This window comes from Flectobacillus longus, assembly GCF_030056705.1.
Classification (GTDB): Bacteria; Bacteroidota; Bacteroidia; order Cytophagales; family Spirosomataceae; genus Flectobacillus; species Flectobacillus longus.
Genome location: NZ_JASHIC010000003.1, coordinates 1 through 18,360, shown reverse-complemented (window position 1 = coordinate 18,360; position 18,360 = coordinate 1). Strand labels below are relative to the sequence as shown.

The 18,360-nt window shown below is 37.8% G+C and carries 16 protein-coding genes; 8 read left to right on the top strand and 8 right to left on the bottom strand.

Translation table 11 applies throughout. The annotated features are described in order from the left end of the window. Positions 1-11: 11 nt before the first annotated feature. The 5 genes from QM491_RS02715 to amaB form a co-directional block, all read right to left on the bottom strand. Positions 12-1,349 carry a Gfo/Idh/MocA family protein gene (locus tag QM491_RS02715; protein WP_374761242.1) on the bottom strand — a complete coding sequence of 446 codons (1,338 nt, stop codon included), beginning with the start codon at positions 1,347-1,349 and terminating at the stop codon, positions 12-14. 121 nt (positions 1,350-1,470) lie between these two features. After that, positions 1,471-2,838: a 3-keto-disaccharide hydrolase gene (locus tag QM491_RS02710; RefSeq protein WP_283325715.1), complete on the bottom strand. Its 1,368-nt coding sequence runs from the start codon at positions 2,836-2,838 to the stop codon at positions 1,471-1,473. A gap of 289 nt (positions 2,839-3,127) precedes the next feature. Next, the gene (locus tag QM491_RS02705; protein ID WP_283325714.1) at positions 3,128-4,183 is read right to left on the bottom strand and encodes a saccharopine dehydrogenase family protein; all 1,056 of its coding nucleotides are present in this window, start codon (positions 4,181-4,183) and stop codon (positions 3,128-3,130) included. Positions 4,184-4,385: 202 nt separating this feature from the next. Beyond that, the gene (locus QM491_RS02700; protein ID WP_283325713.1) at positions 4,386-5,303 is read right to left on the bottom strand and encodes a DUF1338 domain-containing protein; all 918 of its coding nucleotides are present in this window, start codon (positions 5,301-5,303) and stop codon (positions 4,386-4,388) included. Between the two features lie 102 nt (positions 5,304-5,405). Further along, on the bottom strand, positions 5,406-6,932 hold the full coding sequence (amaB, locus tag QM491_RS02695; protein WP_283325712.1) for an L-piperidine-6-carboxylate dehydrogenase: 1,527 nt from the start codon (positions 6,930-6,932) through the stop codon (positions 5,406-5,408). A gap of 304 nt (positions 6,933-7,236) precedes the next feature. Between amaB and QM491_RS02690 the strand changes: the two genes are divergently transcribed. Further along, on the top strand, positions 7,237-7,677 hold the full coding sequence (locus tag QM491_RS02690) for a GNAT family N-acetyltransferase (protein WP_283325711.1): 441 nt from the start codon (positions 7,237-7,239) through the stop codon (positions 7,675-7,677). Between the two features lie 383 nt (positions 7,678-8,060). After that, positions 8,061-8,294, top strand: coding sequence for a hypothetical protein (locus QM491_RS02685; protein WP_166552946.1), 234 nt, complete (start codon positions 8,061-8,063; stop codon positions 8,292-8,294). A 284-nt stretch (positions 8,295-8,578) separates the two neighbouring features. On the opposite strand, the gene miaA is transcribed toward QM491_RS02685, so the two are convergent. The 3 genes from miaA to QM491_RS02670 form a co-directional block, all read right to left on the bottom strand. After that, a complete protein-coding gene (miaA, locus tag QM491_RS02680) occupies positions 8,579-9,490 on the bottom strand; it encodes a tRNA (adenosine(37)-N6)-dimethylallyltransferase MiaA (protein WP_283325710.1) in 912 nt (303 codons plus the stop codon). Between the two features lie 315 nt (positions 9,491-9,805). Continuing rightward, the gene (locus QM491_RS02675) at positions 9,806-11,479 is read right to left on the bottom strand and encodes a sodium/sugar symporter (protein WP_283325709.1); all 1,674 of its coding nucleotides are present in this window, start codon (positions 11,477-11,479) and stop codon (positions 9,806-9,808) included. Between the two features lie 478 nt (positions 11,480-11,957). Continuing rightward, the gene (locus QM491_RS02670) at positions 11,958-13,535 is read right to left on the bottom strand and encodes an NFACT RNA binding domain-containing protein (protein ID WP_283325708.1); all 1,578 of its coding nucleotides are present in this window, start codon (positions 13,533-13,535) and stop codon (positions 11,958-11,960) included. A gap of 230 nt (positions 13,536-13,765) precedes the next feature. On the opposite strand from QM491_RS02670, the gene QM491_RS02665 reads away from it, so the two are divergent. From QM491_RS02665 to QM491_RS02640, 6 genes are all read left to right on the top strand, one after another. Further along, the gene (locus tag QM491_RS02665; protein ID WP_283325707.1) at positions 13,766-14,380 is read left to right on the top strand and encodes a YigZ family protein; all 615 of its coding nucleotides are present in this window, start codon (positions 13,766-13,768) and stop codon (positions 14,378-14,380) included. Between the two features lie 137 nt (positions 14,381-14,517). Beyond that, the gene (locus QM491_RS02660) at positions 14,518-15,486 is read left to right on the top strand and encodes a YheT family hydrolase (protein WP_283325706.1); all 969 of its coding nucleotides are present in this window, start codon (positions 14,518-14,520) and stop codon (positions 15,484-15,486) included. A 71-nt stretch (positions 15,487-15,557) separates the two neighbouring features. Beyond that, positions 15,558-15,833, top strand: coding sequence for a hypothetical protein (locus QM491_RS02655; protein ID WP_095166977.1), 276 nt, complete (start codon positions 15,558-15,560; stop codon positions 15,831-15,833). Between the two features lie 56 nt (positions 15,834-15,889). Continuing rightward, positions 15,890-16,675, top strand: a complete 786-nt coding sequence (locus QM491_RS02650) for a hypothetical protein (protein ID WP_283325705.1) — start codon at positions 15,890-15,892, stop codon at positions 16,673-16,675. A gap of 62 nt (positions 16,676-16,737) precedes the next feature. Beyond that, positions 16,738-17,337: a Crp/Fnr family transcriptional regulator gene (locus QM491_RS02645; RefSeq protein WP_283325704.1), complete on the top strand. Its 600-nt coding sequence runs from the start codon at positions 16,738-16,740 to the stop codon at positions 17,335-17,337. A 301-nt stretch (positions 17,338-17,638) separates the two neighbouring features. Next, positions 17,639-18,358 (top strand): pirin family protein, encoded by a 720-nt coding sequence (locus QM491_RS02640; protein WP_445451915.1) that lies wholly within the window; start codon positions 17,639-17,641, stop codon positions 18,356-18,358. Positions 18,359-18,360 lie beyond the last annotated feature (2 nt).

The window sequence follows — 18,360 nt, the reverse complement described above, 5'->3', positions numbered from 1 at the left end:
ACTATTTAATCTTAGTATTTGAAGATTTTCGAACCAGCCATTACATTTTGTGTCTTAGCATCGAAAGTTACTCTTTCACCAGTACGGTAAGCAGCATTGGCCATGATACAAGCGATTGAGTGTTGGTAACCAGCTTCGATAGGAGCGTTTGGTGTTTTACGAGAACGAACACATTCCATCCAGTTTCTGATGTGGTTAGACGTCAATATGTCATAACCTGTATTAGCGTTAGTTTCAATCTTAGTTACTTCACTCAATGAAAGCTCTGGCAACAGATTCGCTTTTAAGCCCATTTCAGCAGCTTCTCTTTCTGTCAAACCACCACGAGGAGAGATTTTGTTAGTATCAAGGTTCAACTCACCACCATTTGAGTAGTAAATTTCTTTTGTACCACCAGCAGAGTTTGAGAAACGGCTTGTAAACTGTACTTGGAAGCCTTTGTTTTTATCATTTTCAGGACCGTAATCAAATACCACGGTCATAGTATCTGCATTTTTACGACCGTCGTTCCACTGGTAAATACCACCATTAGCAACAGCACTACGTGGATGCTCTAGGCCAGTAAACCAGTGTACAGTATCAATTTGGTGGCTCATCCATTGACCAGGAATACCCGAAGAATATGGCCAGAACAAACGGTATTCTAAATATTTGCGTGGATCAAAAGAATCAGCAGGACGGTTGATTAAGAAACGTTTCCAGTCGATATCTGATTCTTTCAAAATTGATGTCAACTTTGGACGTCTCCAACGACCAGGCTGGTTTACGTTCCACATTAGCTCTACCATTTTGATATCGCCAAATTTACCTGATTTGATATAATCTTCAGCCGCAAAGTAGTTTTGTCCACTACGGCGTTGCGAACCAATTTGTACGATTTTCCCTGAGCTTTTCACTGCTTTCAATACCGCACGAGCATCATCCATTGTCTCAGCAAGTGGTTTTTCGGTATAAGTATCACAGCCAGCTTGTACTGCTTCGATTGTATGAATAGCGTGTTGGAAGTCAGCCGTAGAGATAAATACAGCATCTACTGCTTTGGCTGCATATAGCTCGTCGTTGTTGCGATATGTGGTGATTGAGTTGCCTAACTCTTTTTCCAAAAATGCTTTTCCTTCTTCACGACGGCGATTCCAAAGGTCTGAAACTGCTACCATTTCAAAGTTCATTTCTTTCATGAATGCTTTGAATGGAGGTACGTGAGAAGCACGAAAGCGGTCAGAATATCCAACGCAACCTACACGTACACGGTCGTTAGCTCCTATAATTTTTGAGTATGATTTGGGACTAAATGCCAAAGCACCTAAAGATGCAATAGCTGATTTTTTGACAAAGTCTCTTCTTTCCATGATAAACAGTGAGTTTGAAATTATTAGTTACTAGGTAAAATTGGGAGGTAAATATTACAGCAAAAGGCTTTAAGCAGTAAGCTGTAGGCAGTGCTTAAAGCCTTTTGCTTACTGCTTAAGGCTATTTTTCTATTGTTCTAATCTTTAGATTTCTGAACGACACGTTGTCGCCGTGGTCTTGGAGGAGGATATTACCTGTTTTTCCCATACCAAAGCCATCATATTTAGCATACTTACTACGAGCCACAAGTGCTTTGAAAATATTGCTTCCTCTTTCGTATTCTACCACTTTAAAACCATTTAGCCAGTGCTGAACGATATTGTTTGGATATACGATGATACGACCTTGATTCCAATCTCCGATTTTTCTTTGGAAACGTTTATCAGGTTTATAAGAAGGAATTAAGTCATATAAACTTCCCAAGGTACGATTGCCTACAGCACCCATTTTGGCATCTGGATGTTTTTCATCATCTAATACCTGAAACTCCAGACCAACTCCAGATTTACCATTTGAGTCAAAATCTTCATTTACAAAGTATTTTACCCCTGCATTAGCTCCATCTGACAATTTAAACTCAAATGTTAGCTCGAATGCCCCGTACTGTTCGGTTGCTACAATATCGTTACCCGTTTCCGAACCATCCGAAGGACTCACATTGATTGTACCATCAACAACTTTCCAGTGGATAGTAGGCATTTTGTCTTGGTGAACGCCTCTCCAACCTGTAAAGTCTTTACCATTAAATAACAATTTGAAACCTTGTGATTTTTCTTGCTCAGATAGATTGTTGAGCGTTAGATTGACAACAGGTGTGTTGTCTGCTGGATGTGGATGGATATCAGCCCCAGTTTGAATACGGATATTTCTCCAACGGATTTGTTGGCCTGGCGCTTGGTCTTTACCAATAGAGTGTACCTGCAAGGCAATAAATCCTTTGTCTGTTACATCATCAATCAAACAAGCTACTGGAATATCGTTAATCCAAGTACGAATAACATTACCAATAGCCTCTACACGGTATTTGTTCCATTGCCCACCACGTTTGAAAGCTTTCTGACCAGCAGGATTGATGTTGGGAATATACAACCAATCACGACGAGCCTCATCATACAAACCACCCGACCAAGCACGGTCTGAAGGGTCAACTTCCATTTGATAGCCATGTACACGACCATTTTGGTAGTCTGCTTTCGACAAGCTTCTGAACTGAACGCCTGAGTTCATACCTTCAGCAACATTAAGCTCTACTTCGAAAACAAAATCGCCATAGTCTTTTTCTGTACACAAAAATGAGTTGGGAGTTCCTGAGACAGTAGTACCCACGATTTCACCATTTTTAACTTCATATTTTGCTTGACCTCCAAGTTGTTTCCAACCTTTTAAGGTTTTGCCGTCAAATAATGAAGTCCATTTTTCCTTTTGAGCATTGGCCGTAAAAGTAAGCGCACATACCAAAAGACATCCGTTAATAAACTTTTGTACCATAGATTTTTTAATAGATAGTTTTATACAAAAGTCTGGGATGTTTTTTTTTTACTCAAAAGAGAAGTTAAAAAGAGGCAACTAGTGTTAGTCTTTCGACATAAGACGTGATAATTCTTGATGAAACAGATTAGTTTTACGAACATACTAACATAACAATAGCCCTATAGGTGTAATAAAAGCCATATTATTTGTTTTTATCACACCTACAGTACTCTTTAATATGTTTTTACACTATTGGAAAACTAGGCATAGATTTACACTTTGTTTTCCGTGTTTTCTTTTTATATCTTTAATTGAAAAACTGCCCTGTGGTCGTAGCAAGTAAATCTGCTAAAGGAATATCTTCTTGTTTGATAAAACCCGTTTGGGGCAACTTGCCTTCAGCCACTAATTCTACAACTGCAACGATTGAGGCTGCTGTTGTCCATGAAATTGCACGCCAATGTTTTCCATCAATTTTAATGGGCGAATAGGCACGATAAAATTCTTCTCGCTCAATACGGTCGTTTTTCCAGCCTTCAACTACGGCATATACATATACCACATCTTCCTGAACAGGAGGTTTGGCTTCGGTCAAAATTTCTTCAATTAATTCACGACGGTCTTTTAGTATTAATTCATAAAGTAAAAAACGCATCAATTTGCCATGCCCTGGATAACGAATCGTTTTGTAATTAAGCGTGTCTACCTTTCCAGCATAAGTTTCGCACATCGTACCTAAGCCCCCAGATGTACTAAAGGCTTCAAACTCCATGCCTTCGATATTGATGGTTTCGAGTCCGTCGAGCGCAGGAACAAGTTTTATTTTGCCATTATGAATCACTTCACAATCATTGATATATTCGTTGATAACCCCAGCAGGTGACCAAGTAAAAGAGTACCCCAACAATCCATTAGGATACTTGGGTAAAGCACCAACACGAAGCTCAATGTCTCGCAAACGAGTAAAGCGATTAGCCAAATCTGCACCTACAATACCAATAAAACCAGGCGCCAAACCGCACTGCGGTGCCAGAACAGCTCGACTTCCTCTTTCGGCCATTTCACGAATGGCAGTGGTTGTTGGTACATCCTCAGTCAAATCAAAGTAGTGCTTTCCAGAATGATACGCAGTTTCGGCTATAGCCAAATTCAAATTGTAGGGCATACAAGATACCACTGCATCAAAATCTGGGATTAATTTTTCGAGCAATGTACGGTCAGTAACATCCCCTTTGATTGTTGGGAAACCAACTTCAGTGGCAGGTCCATTTTTGTCGAGACCAGTCACTTCAAATTTTTTGGAAAGTAACACTCCTACCAAAGAGCCCACTTTTCCCATTCCAATTACAAGTATTTTTTTCATAGAAAGTTAATGTTTAAATAAGGGGTAAGGGGGATTAGTGATGAGTTGTGAATGATGAATTGTGAATGTAAATTTTAGATTACTAACACCCTCACCCCTATCATCTATCTAGTGCCTAAAAACCTTTGTGCCAATTACAACTATCCCTAAGACGCAAAGCATTGCGTCTCTACTATCCCCTAACAACTTTGTGCCTGTTACCTTATCTCTTCGTCATTTCAAAAAGGTTTGTAGCCTGTTCACCTAAGAAGCCGTCAAACCAAACTTGTTGACCATCTTGCTCGATGTAATTGCGCTCTGCTAATTCATAGTAAGCATACGACCATTGTAATTGTCCTTCGCTTCCATCCTCCTCTATTACTGGGCAAAGTTCATCTACTGCTTGTGTTGAACTCTGACGAAGCTTGCTTCCTTTGGCACCTTCAATAGCAGTTTTGATTGGAATTCCTGCTTCTTCCAAAGCTTTCATGGTTGATTCTATATCATTCCATCCTTCAACTTTCTGATAGTTGATATAAGCCGTAAAGTGATTTACGGAATTTCCATGTAATAATGTCCATGCTGCAAACTGAGACACCTTATTTACTTCCAGAATGGTGCTTTTTTTAGCGGGCTTCCAAGGACGACCAAAGAAATTCACTAATGCAGCAACCAAGACTTCAGCTTTTTCATCTGTTAATTCTTTGGTTTCTGCTAATTCAGATAAATAGTTACGTGCATCTCCAGCAAGGGCATCTTCGCCAGAAGCCACTGCTTCATTAATCAGCGCTTGTGTTTCTGAAGGCAATTCTGCTACCTCAAGTTGAGTTACAAAGAATTTCGGAAAATTGATATTCGTCGGATGCTGATAATGAAAAGAATTCAAATGCTTTGAAGGAAAAGAATAAGGTGCAATTTTTACGTAACCCAAACTTTCTAATACTTCAGAAATAGCCTCTGTTCCTGCTTTTTGCTTTCCTGTAAAAGTATTAAATGTCCGAAACGCACAGTGGTCGTTGACAACTTGTCCACCTTTTTCCAAAACCATGTCGGCATACGCACGTGCATAACTCACTCGTTGACAATAGTTCTGCCAAAGCTGTTCCATCAGAGCTTGGGTAATAGCTTCTTGATTTTTCATAAATGCTTAATTAGTTAATAGTTTATTAGTTTGTTATCAAATCTGGGCAAAAGATTCTAAATGGAAAAAGTCTTTTTTACAGTCTTTTGCTTATTTTCTTGTTTAAAAATCAAATTTTATTCCTTGTGCCAAAGGCAACGAAGTACCATAATTGATGGTATTTGTTTGGCGACGCATGTAGGATTTCCAAGCATCAGAACCAGATTCTCTTCCTCCTCCTGTTTCTTTTTCTCCTCCAAAAGCACCACCAATTTCAGCACCCGAGGTACCAATATTGACATTGGCGATACCACAATCTGAGCCATTAGCTGATAGAAACTGTTCAGCTTCACGAAGGTTTAAGGTAAAAATTGCCGATGAAAGCCCTTGCGGCACATTGTTCTGAATCGCAATAGCTTCATCTATTGTACTGTAAGATAGTAAGTAAAGAATAGGCGCAAATGTTTCGTGCTGAACTATGGCAAAATCTGGTTTAGCTTCGGCGATACATGGTCGTACATAACATTCTGACTCAAATCCTGCGCCTTCCAAAACCTCCGCATCGATAAGCATTTTACCGCCTTGCTCTACCACTTGCGCAGCTGCTGACAAGTATGCTCTAACAGCATCTTTATCAATCAAAGGCCCAACATGATTGTGAGCATCAAGCGGATTTCCGATTCTTAATTGGGCATAAGCTTTGACCAAACGCTCTTTTACCTGCTGATAAATAGAATCGTGGATAATCAATCGGCGAGTACTCGTACAACGCTGTCCAGCGGTGCCCACCGCTCCAAATACCACAGCAGGAATTGCGATGTTTAAATCAGCATTTTCAGTGATAATGATGGCATTGTTTCCGCCCAATTCTAATAGGCATTTCCCAAAACGTTCGGCAACTTTAGTTCCTACCGCACGTCCCATGCGAGTAGAACCTGTTGCAGAAATCAAGGCTACACGTTTGTCTGATACCAACCAATCTCCCACTTGAGCCTTGCCCGTAATAATCGAAGACAAACCTTCAGGAAGATGATTTTGACGCAATACCTCCGAAATAATATGCTGACAAGCAATAGCTGTCAGTGGTGTTTTTTCAGAAGGTTTCCAAATACAAACATTCCCACAAACCCACGCCAACATAGCATTCCACGACCAAACGGCTACAGGGAAGTTAAAAGCAGAGATAATACCAACAACTCCAAGTGGATGCCATTGCTCATACATACGATGTGAGGGTCGCTCCGAATGCATGGTCAATCCATATAACTGACGAGAAAGTCCTACGGCAAAATCGCAGATGTCGATAATTTCTTGAACTTCGCCCAATCCCTCTTGAAGACTTTTTCCCATTTCATAAGAAACCAACTTTCCCAAGTTATCCTTATGCTTACGAAAAGCCTCTCCCATTTGGCGTACTATTTCACCACGCTTTGGTGCTGGTATATTCCGCCATTCGGTAGCGGCATTTTGTGCTTTGCTCAAAACTAACTCATAATCTTCCTGAGTAGTCTGATATACTTGGGCTATTAGTTCAGCATCAACAGGCGAAAAAGAATCAATCACCGTATCGCCCGAAGACCATGATTTGAGTCCTGTGCTTGTACCATGATTCAACTGAGCAATGCCCAGCGATTTGAGTAATTCATGCATAGTTTACAATAGTTTGTTGTAAAAGGGCAATAGCATTCAGCCCCAATTTTTCATTAGGATATAATAAAGATTGTCAAATGATTGACAGGAATATCGTTGAATTGATTTTTTCGAAATCTAGGGGCTATTATTCAAATTTCCAAACATTTTCAAGCAGATTGAACGCTAAATGATATACGCAACAAAAGTCAAAAAATATTACTTTTCTAAGTCTAAAAAATTTTAGGCTATCCTAAAATTTGGAAGTATGGTATTTAACTCAGATGAAAATTATCTTTGTGGCATGAAAAAAAATTAAAAAAATATGCAAATATCTTATCGACAAGGAACCGTAGAAGACATTTTAAGCGTATCGGCGGGTATCCCCGAGTTTGAAAATCTGTATGCCAAGGATGTTTACCAAGAGCGTTTTGATCATTCACCTAAACATCTCATCCTTGTGGCTTATGACGAAGACCTACCTGTAGGCTTTAAAGCTGGCTATCAAAAAAGCGACGATGGTTCATTTTATAGTTGGATGGGAGCTGTATTGCCAGCGTATCGAAAACAAAAAATTGCTAAAAATTTAGCAGATCAAATGGAAGATTGGGTAAAAAAAGAAGGGTATTCTAGTATTATCTTCAAAACCAGAAATTACCTAAAAGCCATGCAGATTTTTGGTATTTCTAATGGTTTTCACATCATCGATTTTGAAAAACGTGAGCCAATAGAACAAAGTCGGATTCTATTACAGAAGTTTTTGTAAAGCGGTATGATAATGATATTATGCTAAAGTTGAGGATAATATCATACCTATCTTACATTATTTTCCAATAGCACAATAGTTTATCTCAGCCAACAAATCCACATAACCCATTGATTTACAACACACAACAACTCTTTAAATTTCTTTTTGAAAAATAGTTGAAAAAATATTTCAGCCATCCTGCAACTTTCCTTCTACCAGCTGCATCTTATGGACAAATAGGCCAACCATTCATCCAAACAGATTACCACTCATCCTGTTTTCTGGAATAAAAACGGTACTATGTATTGCATAATACTATACAAAACCTATAACTTTGAATTGTAATTAAAAATCGCCTTGAGCGACTAACGATTCAAAGCACTAAAAAACTTACAAGTCACATGAAAAAGCTCATAGTATTGACCTCTTTTGTAATTGCAACTTCGGTTAATTTCGAGTCGTTAGCTATTGGATTTCCTCATAACCTATTAGCCCCAAAGAAAACGGAGAAGAAGGTCGCTAAAGAAACTAAAACAAAGAGTACCATTTCAATTGCAAAGCTTAAGGAAAAAAGTAAGCTTGTTGCCATGGGAGCTACTGTTTTAGGGACAGTTTTTCAACAAAATAAAGGTTAATTTTTTACAAAGAAGATTTTAGAGAAGTCTTAATGATTTTGTGTAAATACGTTATTTCACCAAAATCATAGTGGCTTTTCGTCAAGATATTGCGTCCTCATTCAATCAAATTTGAATGTTGGAAAGCTCAGATTTTAAATTTAGTTTTGGTTTAAGGATTCTTTTGTAGCGACTTCTAATAGAGGCCGCTACATTTGTTATGATGGCTTGAGCTTTTGGTACTCGGCTTTCGGGATTTTTACTCAAAATATGTTTAACTGATATGCCATTATCATAACTTCCTTTTACAACATTACATTTTCAATGTATTTCACTATTTCTGCCTCTTGCTTTGGATCGAACCATTGGAAATCATCTTGGTTTCGAAACCATGTCAATTGGCGTTTGGCATAGCGACGAGTATTTCTTTTAAGCAAACGCACCATTTCATCACGATCATACTGACCATCCCAATGCTCATATATTTCTTTATAGCCCACTGTTTTTAAGGCATAATGCTCTCGGTATGGCAAAGCACTTCTTGCCTCCTCTTCTAGCCCTTGCGCCAGCATCAAATCCATTCGTAAATCAATACGAGCGTATAATTCTTCCCGTGGTCGTTCAAGGGCGATTCTGATACACTCAAATGGTCTTTCCTTTTTTTGTTTTTTACGAAAAGCCGAAAAAGGCTGTCCCGTAGCCAAACAAACCTCTAGGGCTCTGACAATTCTTTGAGGATTTTGTTGGTCTACTTCTTCAAAATAAACGGGATCAAGCTCGCGCAATTGAGCTGATAAACTTTCAAGCCCTTCCGTTTCCAAACGCTTCATTAATGACTCGCGGAGCTCTAAATCCGCCTCAGGCATTTCGTCGAGTCCATCGGTTACGATTTTGATAAACATCCCCGAACCTCCAGTCAAAATGGCTACATCTTTACGAGTAAAAATTTCTTCTAATACTGCCAAACAATCACGTTCGTAATCGCCAACAGAGTAATAATCGGCAATACTGTGAGAATCGATAAAATGGTGTTTTACCCCTTGCATTTCCTCGGAGGTAGGCTTAGCCGTTCCAATAGCTAATTCTTGATAAAACTGTCGAGAATCTGCCGAAACCACTTCTGTATCGAAGTGTTTAGCAAGCCTGACACATAGGTCTGTTTTGCCAACGGCAGTTGGTCCAGCAATGATAATTAAGTATTTTGACGAATTTGACATACCGCAAAATTACAACAAAACATTTAGTGATTTGCGATTGACTAATTGAGTGATTATTTTAAATTTTGTGCTCTTGCTGTAGAGAGGCAATGTTTTGCGTCTTAAACCATGCAATATCAAGTATCATAAAACCAAAAAAGCGGTCGAAAAAATAATTTTCGACCGCTTTTTTGATAAAATTAACAGAATCATCCTAGTTAAATAATTCGGAATTACTTAAATAAATTTGATAAGTTTTGATTACGAATATTTTATCTCATCAATCTATCAAACTTAACCCTACAAGATTCTATCTATGTTATTTCTGTTAAAAAACTACCAGAATACTGTGTAAAGAACCACAAGAATAGCAATAATCACAGAAGCTCCAACTGCAAATGCCGTGTTAGTTTTGAACATAGAAGCATCGATTTTCAACGCTTTCTCACCATCTTTTGTTGATGAATCTGCCAAACCTAATACTACCATCATCAACACACAGATTAAGAATGTTAAGCCCATACGGTCAAGGAATGGAATGATATGATGTCCTTCTCCATCCAAGAATGATGAGTAAAACACAGTATCATACATACCTGTCATTTCTGGCAAATCTTTCAATACCAATGAAATTACAACCGAACCAATCGTTGCAGCCATAGCACCTGCCGAGTTAGCACGTTTCCAGAAGAAACCTAACAAGAATACCGCAAAGATACCTGGAGATACATATCCAGTCATTTCTTGAATAAAGTCAAAACCACCTTTTTTATCGATACCCAAATATGGAGAAATCAAAATAGCAAGTACCATAGCTATTACAATCACGATACGACCAGTTTTTACCAATTGCTCTTCAGAAGCCTCCTTATTAAAGAATTTTTGATAAATATCTAGGGTAAAAATCGTCGAGATAGAGTTCGCTTTACCAGCCAAAGATGCTACAATAGCCGCAGTCAATGCCGCAAAAGACAAACCTTTCAAACCTGGCGTAAGCAAGTTCAACAATACTGGATATGCGTGGTCAGCGTTTACTGTACCATCAGCACCAAGCATTTCTTGTTGGAACATACCATTGGCATGCAATACATAAGCAGCAATACCTGGCAATACTACGATGATTGGCATCAATAATTTTAAGAAACCTGCAAACAACAAACCTTCACGAGCTACTGGTAACGAAGCACCCAAAGCACGCTGTGTAATATACTGGTTACATCCCCAATAGTTCAAGTTCACAATCCACATACCACCTACTAACACTGTCAAACCTGGCAAAGAAGTAAAGTTTGGATTATCTCTTTTCAAAATCATGTGGAAATGGTCATCTGCCTTATTGAAAATATGACTCAAACCTTCCATTGCACCTTGAGAACCAAATTGGTCTGATACCAAAGTCAAAGCTAGATAAGTAGTACACAAACCACCCAAAATCAAGAAGAATACCTGAATTACATCTGTAAAACCAATTACTTTCATACCTCCCAAGGTGATGATTACCGCAAAAATTGCTAAGCACCACATACACAAGGTAAAATCAAGACCTGAGATAGTCGAAACTGCCAATGCACCAAGATATAGAATAGATGTAAGGTTTACTACAACATATAAAATCAACCAGAAAATAGCCATAATCGTACTCACAGTAGAGTTATAGCGTTGTTTCAGGAATTGAGGCATTGTAAAGATTTTGTTCTTCAAGTAGATTGGCATAAAGAATACCGCCACAATAATAAGCGTAGCAGCAGCCATCCACTCATAAGTCGAAATTGCCAAACCCATTTTGTAGCCGTTACCAGCCATACCAATGAACTGTTCTGCCGAAATGTTTGAAGCAATCATCGATGCTCCAATTGCCCACCATGTAAGCGAACCTTCAGCTAAGAAGAAATCTGTAGAAGATGCTTCTTTTGATTTTTTCTTTTGATAAATCCAGTAGCCATAGCCAGCCACTACCACGAAATAAATGAGAAATACCAGATAATCAATAAGTTCCAGTCCTTTGTGCATGGGTTGAATTGATTTGAATAGTTTATAATCAGGGATAAATTAAATTTTGAATCTGAAAGTTACAATTTTAAAAGCAAAACAAACAACGCAATATGTATTTATTTACTGGGTACTTATATCAATATTGTGTTAAAAACTTGAAATTAATTCTGATTTTATAAGAATAATCCAAATTTTTTTGATGCTCAAATGATTGCACATTATATTATACAGTTCTACACTGTTCTACAATAGCAAAAGTACTTTACTTAGCACAACAATTGCAACTTTTTGATATAAAAAATAATTTATTTCAGGTATGAGGTGTCAAATTTTATTAATTTTTTTGTAGAGACATAATGCTTTACGTCTAAATCCAATTTCATATTTTGTACTGCATCAAAAAAGCGGTTGGAAAACAATTTCTAACCGCTTTTTGCTATTATTATGCTATGCCTGACTCAGTTTGAGACGTAAAGTATTACGTCTCTACGGGTAATTACAAACTTGGCTCAATAAGCACAACCTCTTCTTTGTCTACAATTACCTGACCTTCAATCAAATCCTTGGTTTTGCGAACATATTTTTTGGGTGTAACAATCACAGGGCACAGTGTATCATTTCTACGCTTAGAATAATAGGCTGCAATTCCTGCTGCCTTCTCAATGACATTTACTGGAAACTTCTTCCCAGCTTGTCGGCGAATGACCACGTGTGAGCCAGATACATCACGAGCATGAAGCCATAAGTCTTCTTTTCGAGCATATCGTTGAGTAAGCAAATCGTTATTTCTGGAATTTTTACCAATTAAGATTTCCCAACCTTGGTAATTTACATATTTGAATAAATCTTGTACTGTCAGCACCTGCTTATCGGTTTGCTCGATAACGTTATTCTTAATGTATTTTCGCAATTCTCGCAGACTTTCAATTGCCTCCACTTTGCTGATATGTCCCTGCAATTCTTGCATCAATGCCTCTTTAGCCTCGATATTCTCCATGAGTTTTTGGATTTCTATCTTTTCATTTTTAGCTTTTCGGTAATAGTTTTCAGCATTCTTTTGGGGGGTCAAATCAGGCTTCAACCGTACTTTAATAGGTTTGTCACGATAAAAATCATACAACTCTATTACCTCTGTCCGCTCAGGAATCGCATGCAAATTGGCCATAATGATATTGGCAATTTCTTCATGTTTGACATCCTCTTCCAAGCTCGAAAGCTGCGTATATGACTTATCAATATATGTTTGGGTACGTGAGATTTGCTTTTGTAAATGACGAATAGACTGTCCTTTTTCTTTGTCAAAAACATTAATCTTGGCAAAAGAGTAGTATAATTCATTACTCGCTAAAATAGGGTCTGTCAAGGTTTTTACCAGTTCGCCACCCTCCTGCACCATCGACAACACAGGTTGATAATCGATGGTTTTGATATAAAACTGAGAAGCCTCCAACTGATTGAGTATTTCTTGAACTATTGCCCATTGCTGTTCGAGTGTTGGCTGTTCTAATGCCTTAATTTTTCCCTGAATTAGCTTTACGATTTCTTTTCCAAAAGTTGGGAATAATACGTTTAGTTGTCCATTAGCTGCCACAAAAGCCTCAAAACTCTGATCAATCGGACGGTCGAGTGTTTGGAGAGAAAGGTTATTATCGACAACCAATTTGTTATGAAACAAATCTAGTACCTCGTCACCTTCGAATAAGACGATATTCGAGCGATTACCGTACATTTTGAATAACAGGGTAAAATTGTTTTCAAAATGCAGTGCAAAAGCCCTTTCGTTAAAAAATTGTTGGATTCTTTCAACCCTCAAACCATTGATTTCCTTGAACAAATCGACCGAGTTACGCCCAGCGCGACGAAAATCATCAGGAAAATTCAAACAGGCAAAATCAGGATGCAAAACAGCTTTAATATAAAAATCACGCTTTTTTCTCCACTGTTTTCCATCTGTACAAAAGCCTAAAACCAATTCATCTTTTTCTTGCGAAAAACATTCGGCAAATACCAAACCTACCAACTCCTCTTCCAATCGCTTCGAAAGCTGTCGAAGAAAATAATAATTCGTTTGCATTATAATATCTTTTAATCGTACCAACAGATATTTGATACGATATCGGTTTTCAATCTCAAAATACAAAGTTACGCATAATTATGCTTTATGTAGTAGCTACAAACTACTCAGCAACGAAGTCAAACACGTATCATCCTTAATTGCATCATTTTCTCCAATTACTTAAGTAAATTTGTAGATATTATGCACGGCGCCATCAAGAGCTATGCAACTATCAAAATTGAGATTTTATGTTATTTGAAGATACTTACAAAACCATTACTGGCTCGGCTGAAGGGCTATTTAAAGATAAGGGCAGTAAATTTTTTGCCTATGCCTATCCTATTGAAGACGAGTCAGAGGTAAAAGAACTAGTGGAGCAACTCAAAAAGGAACATTTCAAAGCGGTTCATCATTGCTATGCCTATCGCTTGGGACAAGATCGTACCAATTTTAGGGTCAACGACGACGGAGAGCCTTCTGGTTCGGCGGGAAAACCAATTTTAAATGTCTTATTGTCAAAAGATATAACTAATATTTTGGTGGTAGTCGTTCGTTATTTTGGTGGCACTTTATTAGGCGTTCCGGGTCTGATTAACGCCTACAAAACGGCTACTCAAGAAGCCTTAGTCAATGCGGAAATCATTGAAAAAACAGTTAATGAGATTTATGAAGTACGTTTTGAGTTTGTTCAAATGAATGATGTGATGAAAGTGGTAAAAGAATTTGGGCTGAAAGTCAAGAATCAACTTTTTGACAATCAATGTACTTTACAACTAGAATTTCGTAGAAATATGACTAATCAAATTATTGGTAAACTCGAAAAAATCGAACCAATTGAGATTGAACATATCGCAACAGTCTGACGAAGAGCTTTCAGCCGTTAGCTATCAGCAATCGGATAAGTTTTTATGCTGCCTGCTGATAGCTCAAGGCTAATACCTCAATCAAGAGCAATTACTAAATTCAACACTCCGCACTCAAAACTCATCACTCCCAAAATATGCCTTTAATCGAGTCATCTTACAAAGCAAAACATATCTGGAGAAACCCACATTTCTCGACTATTTACCCTTCTACGCTTCGTAAGGTCGAGGGTGTGCATTATACACGTGAGCGCATAGAATTGCCTGACGGAGATTTTTTGGATTTGGATTGGAGTAAAAGTTCTGTTCTTAGCAAATCGCTTGTCATTTTTACACATGGATTTCTGGGAAACGCCACACGACCCTATATTTTGGGAGCGATAAAGTTGTTTAATCAAAATCATTGGGATGCCATTTGCTGGAATCACAGAGGACTTAGCGGTGAAAATAACCGCCTAGAACGATTAACAACGCATGGCGATTCACAAGATTTGGCGTATGTAGTCAATCATTGTTTAGCGATGAAACATTATGAGCAAATTACGTTGGTAGGATATAGCAAAGGTGGAAACATATCACTCAAATATGCTGGAGAGCAAGGTGCGAACATAGCCCAAGAAATTAAATCAGTAGTGGCTATTTCAGTGCCAACCGATATTCAAGGAAGTGTGGATGCTATGGGTGCCGAAGGCTTTTATGCAAATCGTTTTAAAAGTAAACTTCATCGTTTTTTACAAAAAAGAACTGATTTGATTGACCCGAAATGGTTTTCATTATTTGAAAAATACAAAACCTTAGACGAGTTTACAGGAGAATATATTGCGCCTTTGCATGGTCTCAAAAATGCAGCAGACTATTATGATTCATGTAGTGCAATTCATGTGGTAGACCAAATAAGAATTCCTTCTTTAATCTTAAATGCCGCTAACGATCCTGTATTATCAGAAAGCTGTGCGATTTTGGATAAAGCTAAAAAGTCGAATTATCTTTTCAGTGAATATCCTGCTCACGGCGGACATTGTGGTTTTTACGCTCCTAATCAAAATGGCATTTATTGGGGAGATTATCGAACTTGGGAGTTTGTGAAGGACAACCATAACAGATAATCATTTGACTACAAATAGTTTAGCATTATACAAAACATATCTTTACTTTTACAAGAAAAATACATCTACTTATGAATAATAATATTCCTGGCTTAAAAATCAATGAAACTGATTTTAAGTCACCCAACGGAAAGATTGGTAAAATAGCTGTCTTATTATACACAGGTTCGGGAGAGCCTTCCAAGATACTAGACTTTGCTGTTCAACAATATGTTGGAACAAAACCTTATTACGAACTTATAGACGCTCATTTGGACAATCCATGGATGCGTGTTATTATCAGTGACCATCTCAATGAGCTGAGTCAGGAAGATTTTGATATTACTAAACATAAACTAGAAGCCTAAGAAGCTTTTCAATGTGAATCAAATACTCTATTTGAAATCTTCATTTCTACCCTATTATGATCATCAATAACACTCGCGAAAATGCCATCGTGGATGCAATATGTCTATGGATGGGCTACCAACTCCGAATTGGTAGAGAACAGTTAATCCACGAAGCAAGTCTCCGTTATCCCATTGCTGATACCATTACTGCCTTTGGTACTCACATCGAACGTGTGGCACTAGAAAAACTTCATCCTTTATTCAAAAGCAGGAAAATAGATTTAGTTATTTATGAAAAAGACTTGCATGAAATAGATGCTGGTTTGTCCGACATCGAAGAAGTGTTCGAATTTAAACTTGCCAAGAAAGATACCTCTAACATTAACACAGAAGAACCTCAGAGACTATTTGATGATATAATAAGACTTGCCTACTATAATCTTTGGACGGGGAAAAATACCTATTTTCTAATTTGTGGAAAATACGATGAGTTTAAAACCTACTTTGTCGGGCAATCTAATAATGTTATTTCCTATCAATCGAAATTCTTAATACCTCCACGATATGCTGCGGCAAATTCTACTGACATATATCCTCAAACTGATAAGTGGGAAGAAGCAGGGCTATATAAAGACTTGTTTAGTTTCAGCGTTGAAGAGTCTAAAATTAAGCAATTCACCATACAAGATGATTGGAGCTTAGACAGCTTTCAAAAGAGTTATTTAATAAGAGAAGGAGTTGCCAATACTTTTCAATTTACAGAAAGCCTAACGATAAAAACTACCTGTCTTGCTATTACTCCAGCTGGTGAGAAAAATAAAACTCATGCCGCTGGTATTTGGAGAATTGAAGGATTTTAAATCTCCTATCAGAAATAATTCTATCTTTGTGAAACGCTGACGCCCCATTATTTCAGTATCCTATGCAACCTTACTCAAGTCAATACAACGATATCATTAATCAAGCTATTAGTAAATATGTTTCATTCACAACAGAAGAATTGAGCATTTTTAATGATCTATTGACTTATAAAAAAGTCCCGAAGAAAACCTTTTTGCTAAAAGCTGGAGACGTTTGCGATATTGAAGCATTTATCGTGAAAGGTTGTGCTCGTACTTATTATTTAGACGATAAAGGTGCGGAAGTTATTCTACAATTTGCCGTGGAAGGCTGGTGGATAAGTGATATTGCAAGTTTTCATGAACAAGTTCCGAGTAACATTTTTATCGAAACGCTTGAGGCTTGTGAAATTTTATACCTTGACCATAACACCAAAGAAACACTTCTCGAAAAAGCGCCTAGGTTCGAACGTTTTTTCCGTTTACTAGTACAACGGAACTTGTCTGTTACTCAAAACCGATTAATCAATACCATTGCCAAACCTGCGATGGAAAAGTATCTTGATTTTCTGAAGAGATATCCAAGTATTCCTCAAAGAGTTCCTCAACATTATATTGCTTCGTATTTGGGTATTTCTGCCGAATTTTTGAGTAAAGTCCGAGCCAAATTGGCAAAACAGTAGGATTACTGTAGGCGATAAGCGAAATAATATAGATCCTTTTCAAATCTTCAAATTATTCCTAAATTCTTGTCCTAGTTCAATGTTTTGAGGCTTGTGCTTCGTGCATCTTTGTATTGTTCATTTATTTAAACGATTTACGACGATGGAACGCAAGGAATTTCTTAAGAAAGGCATATTGGGAACTGGCATGTTTGTGAGTTCTAAAGTTCTAGGAAAAGAACTCAACAATCATCAAAATGATGAATTGCAACCATTGGAAGTAATCGGTTTGAATCATTTACCCAATCCTCAGACAAAAATCATGGCAAATACAATATTGCATAAAGCCGATACTCGTGGCTATGCCAATCATGGATGGCTAAAAAGTCATCATACTTTTAGTTTCGCTAATTATTACAATCCAGAAAGAGTCCACTTTGGTGTTTTGCGTGTACTCAACGACGACCAAGTAGCAGCAGGTCGTGGCTTTGGAACGCACCCACACGACAATATGGAAATTATCTCGATTCCATTAGAGGGTGACCTTGAGCACAAAGACAGCATGAACAATGTGGCTGTTATCAAAAAAGGAGATATTCAGGTTATGAGTGCTGGTACAGGTGTATATCATAGCGAATACAACCGCAATAGCGATAAAGAAACAAAGTTTTTACAGATTTGGGTATTTCCTAATAAGAAAAATGTTACGCCTCGTTATGACCAAATGACGCTAGATATTGCAGACCGTCGCAATCGTTTACAACAAATTCTCTCTCCTAATCCAGAAGATGCAGGCGTTTGGATTCATCAAGATGCGTGGTTTAATATTGGAACTTTTGATACTGGAATAACCGCCAACTACGACATCAAACGTCAAGGAAACGGTGTATATGCTTTCATTTTAAAAGGTGATTTTGAAATCGATGGACAAACCGTTAATCAACGTGATGGCTTGGGTATCTGGAATACAAAATCTATCGCTTTGAAAGCCCTAACACAAGATGCAGAAATCCTATTGATGGATGTACCAATGACATTGTAAGA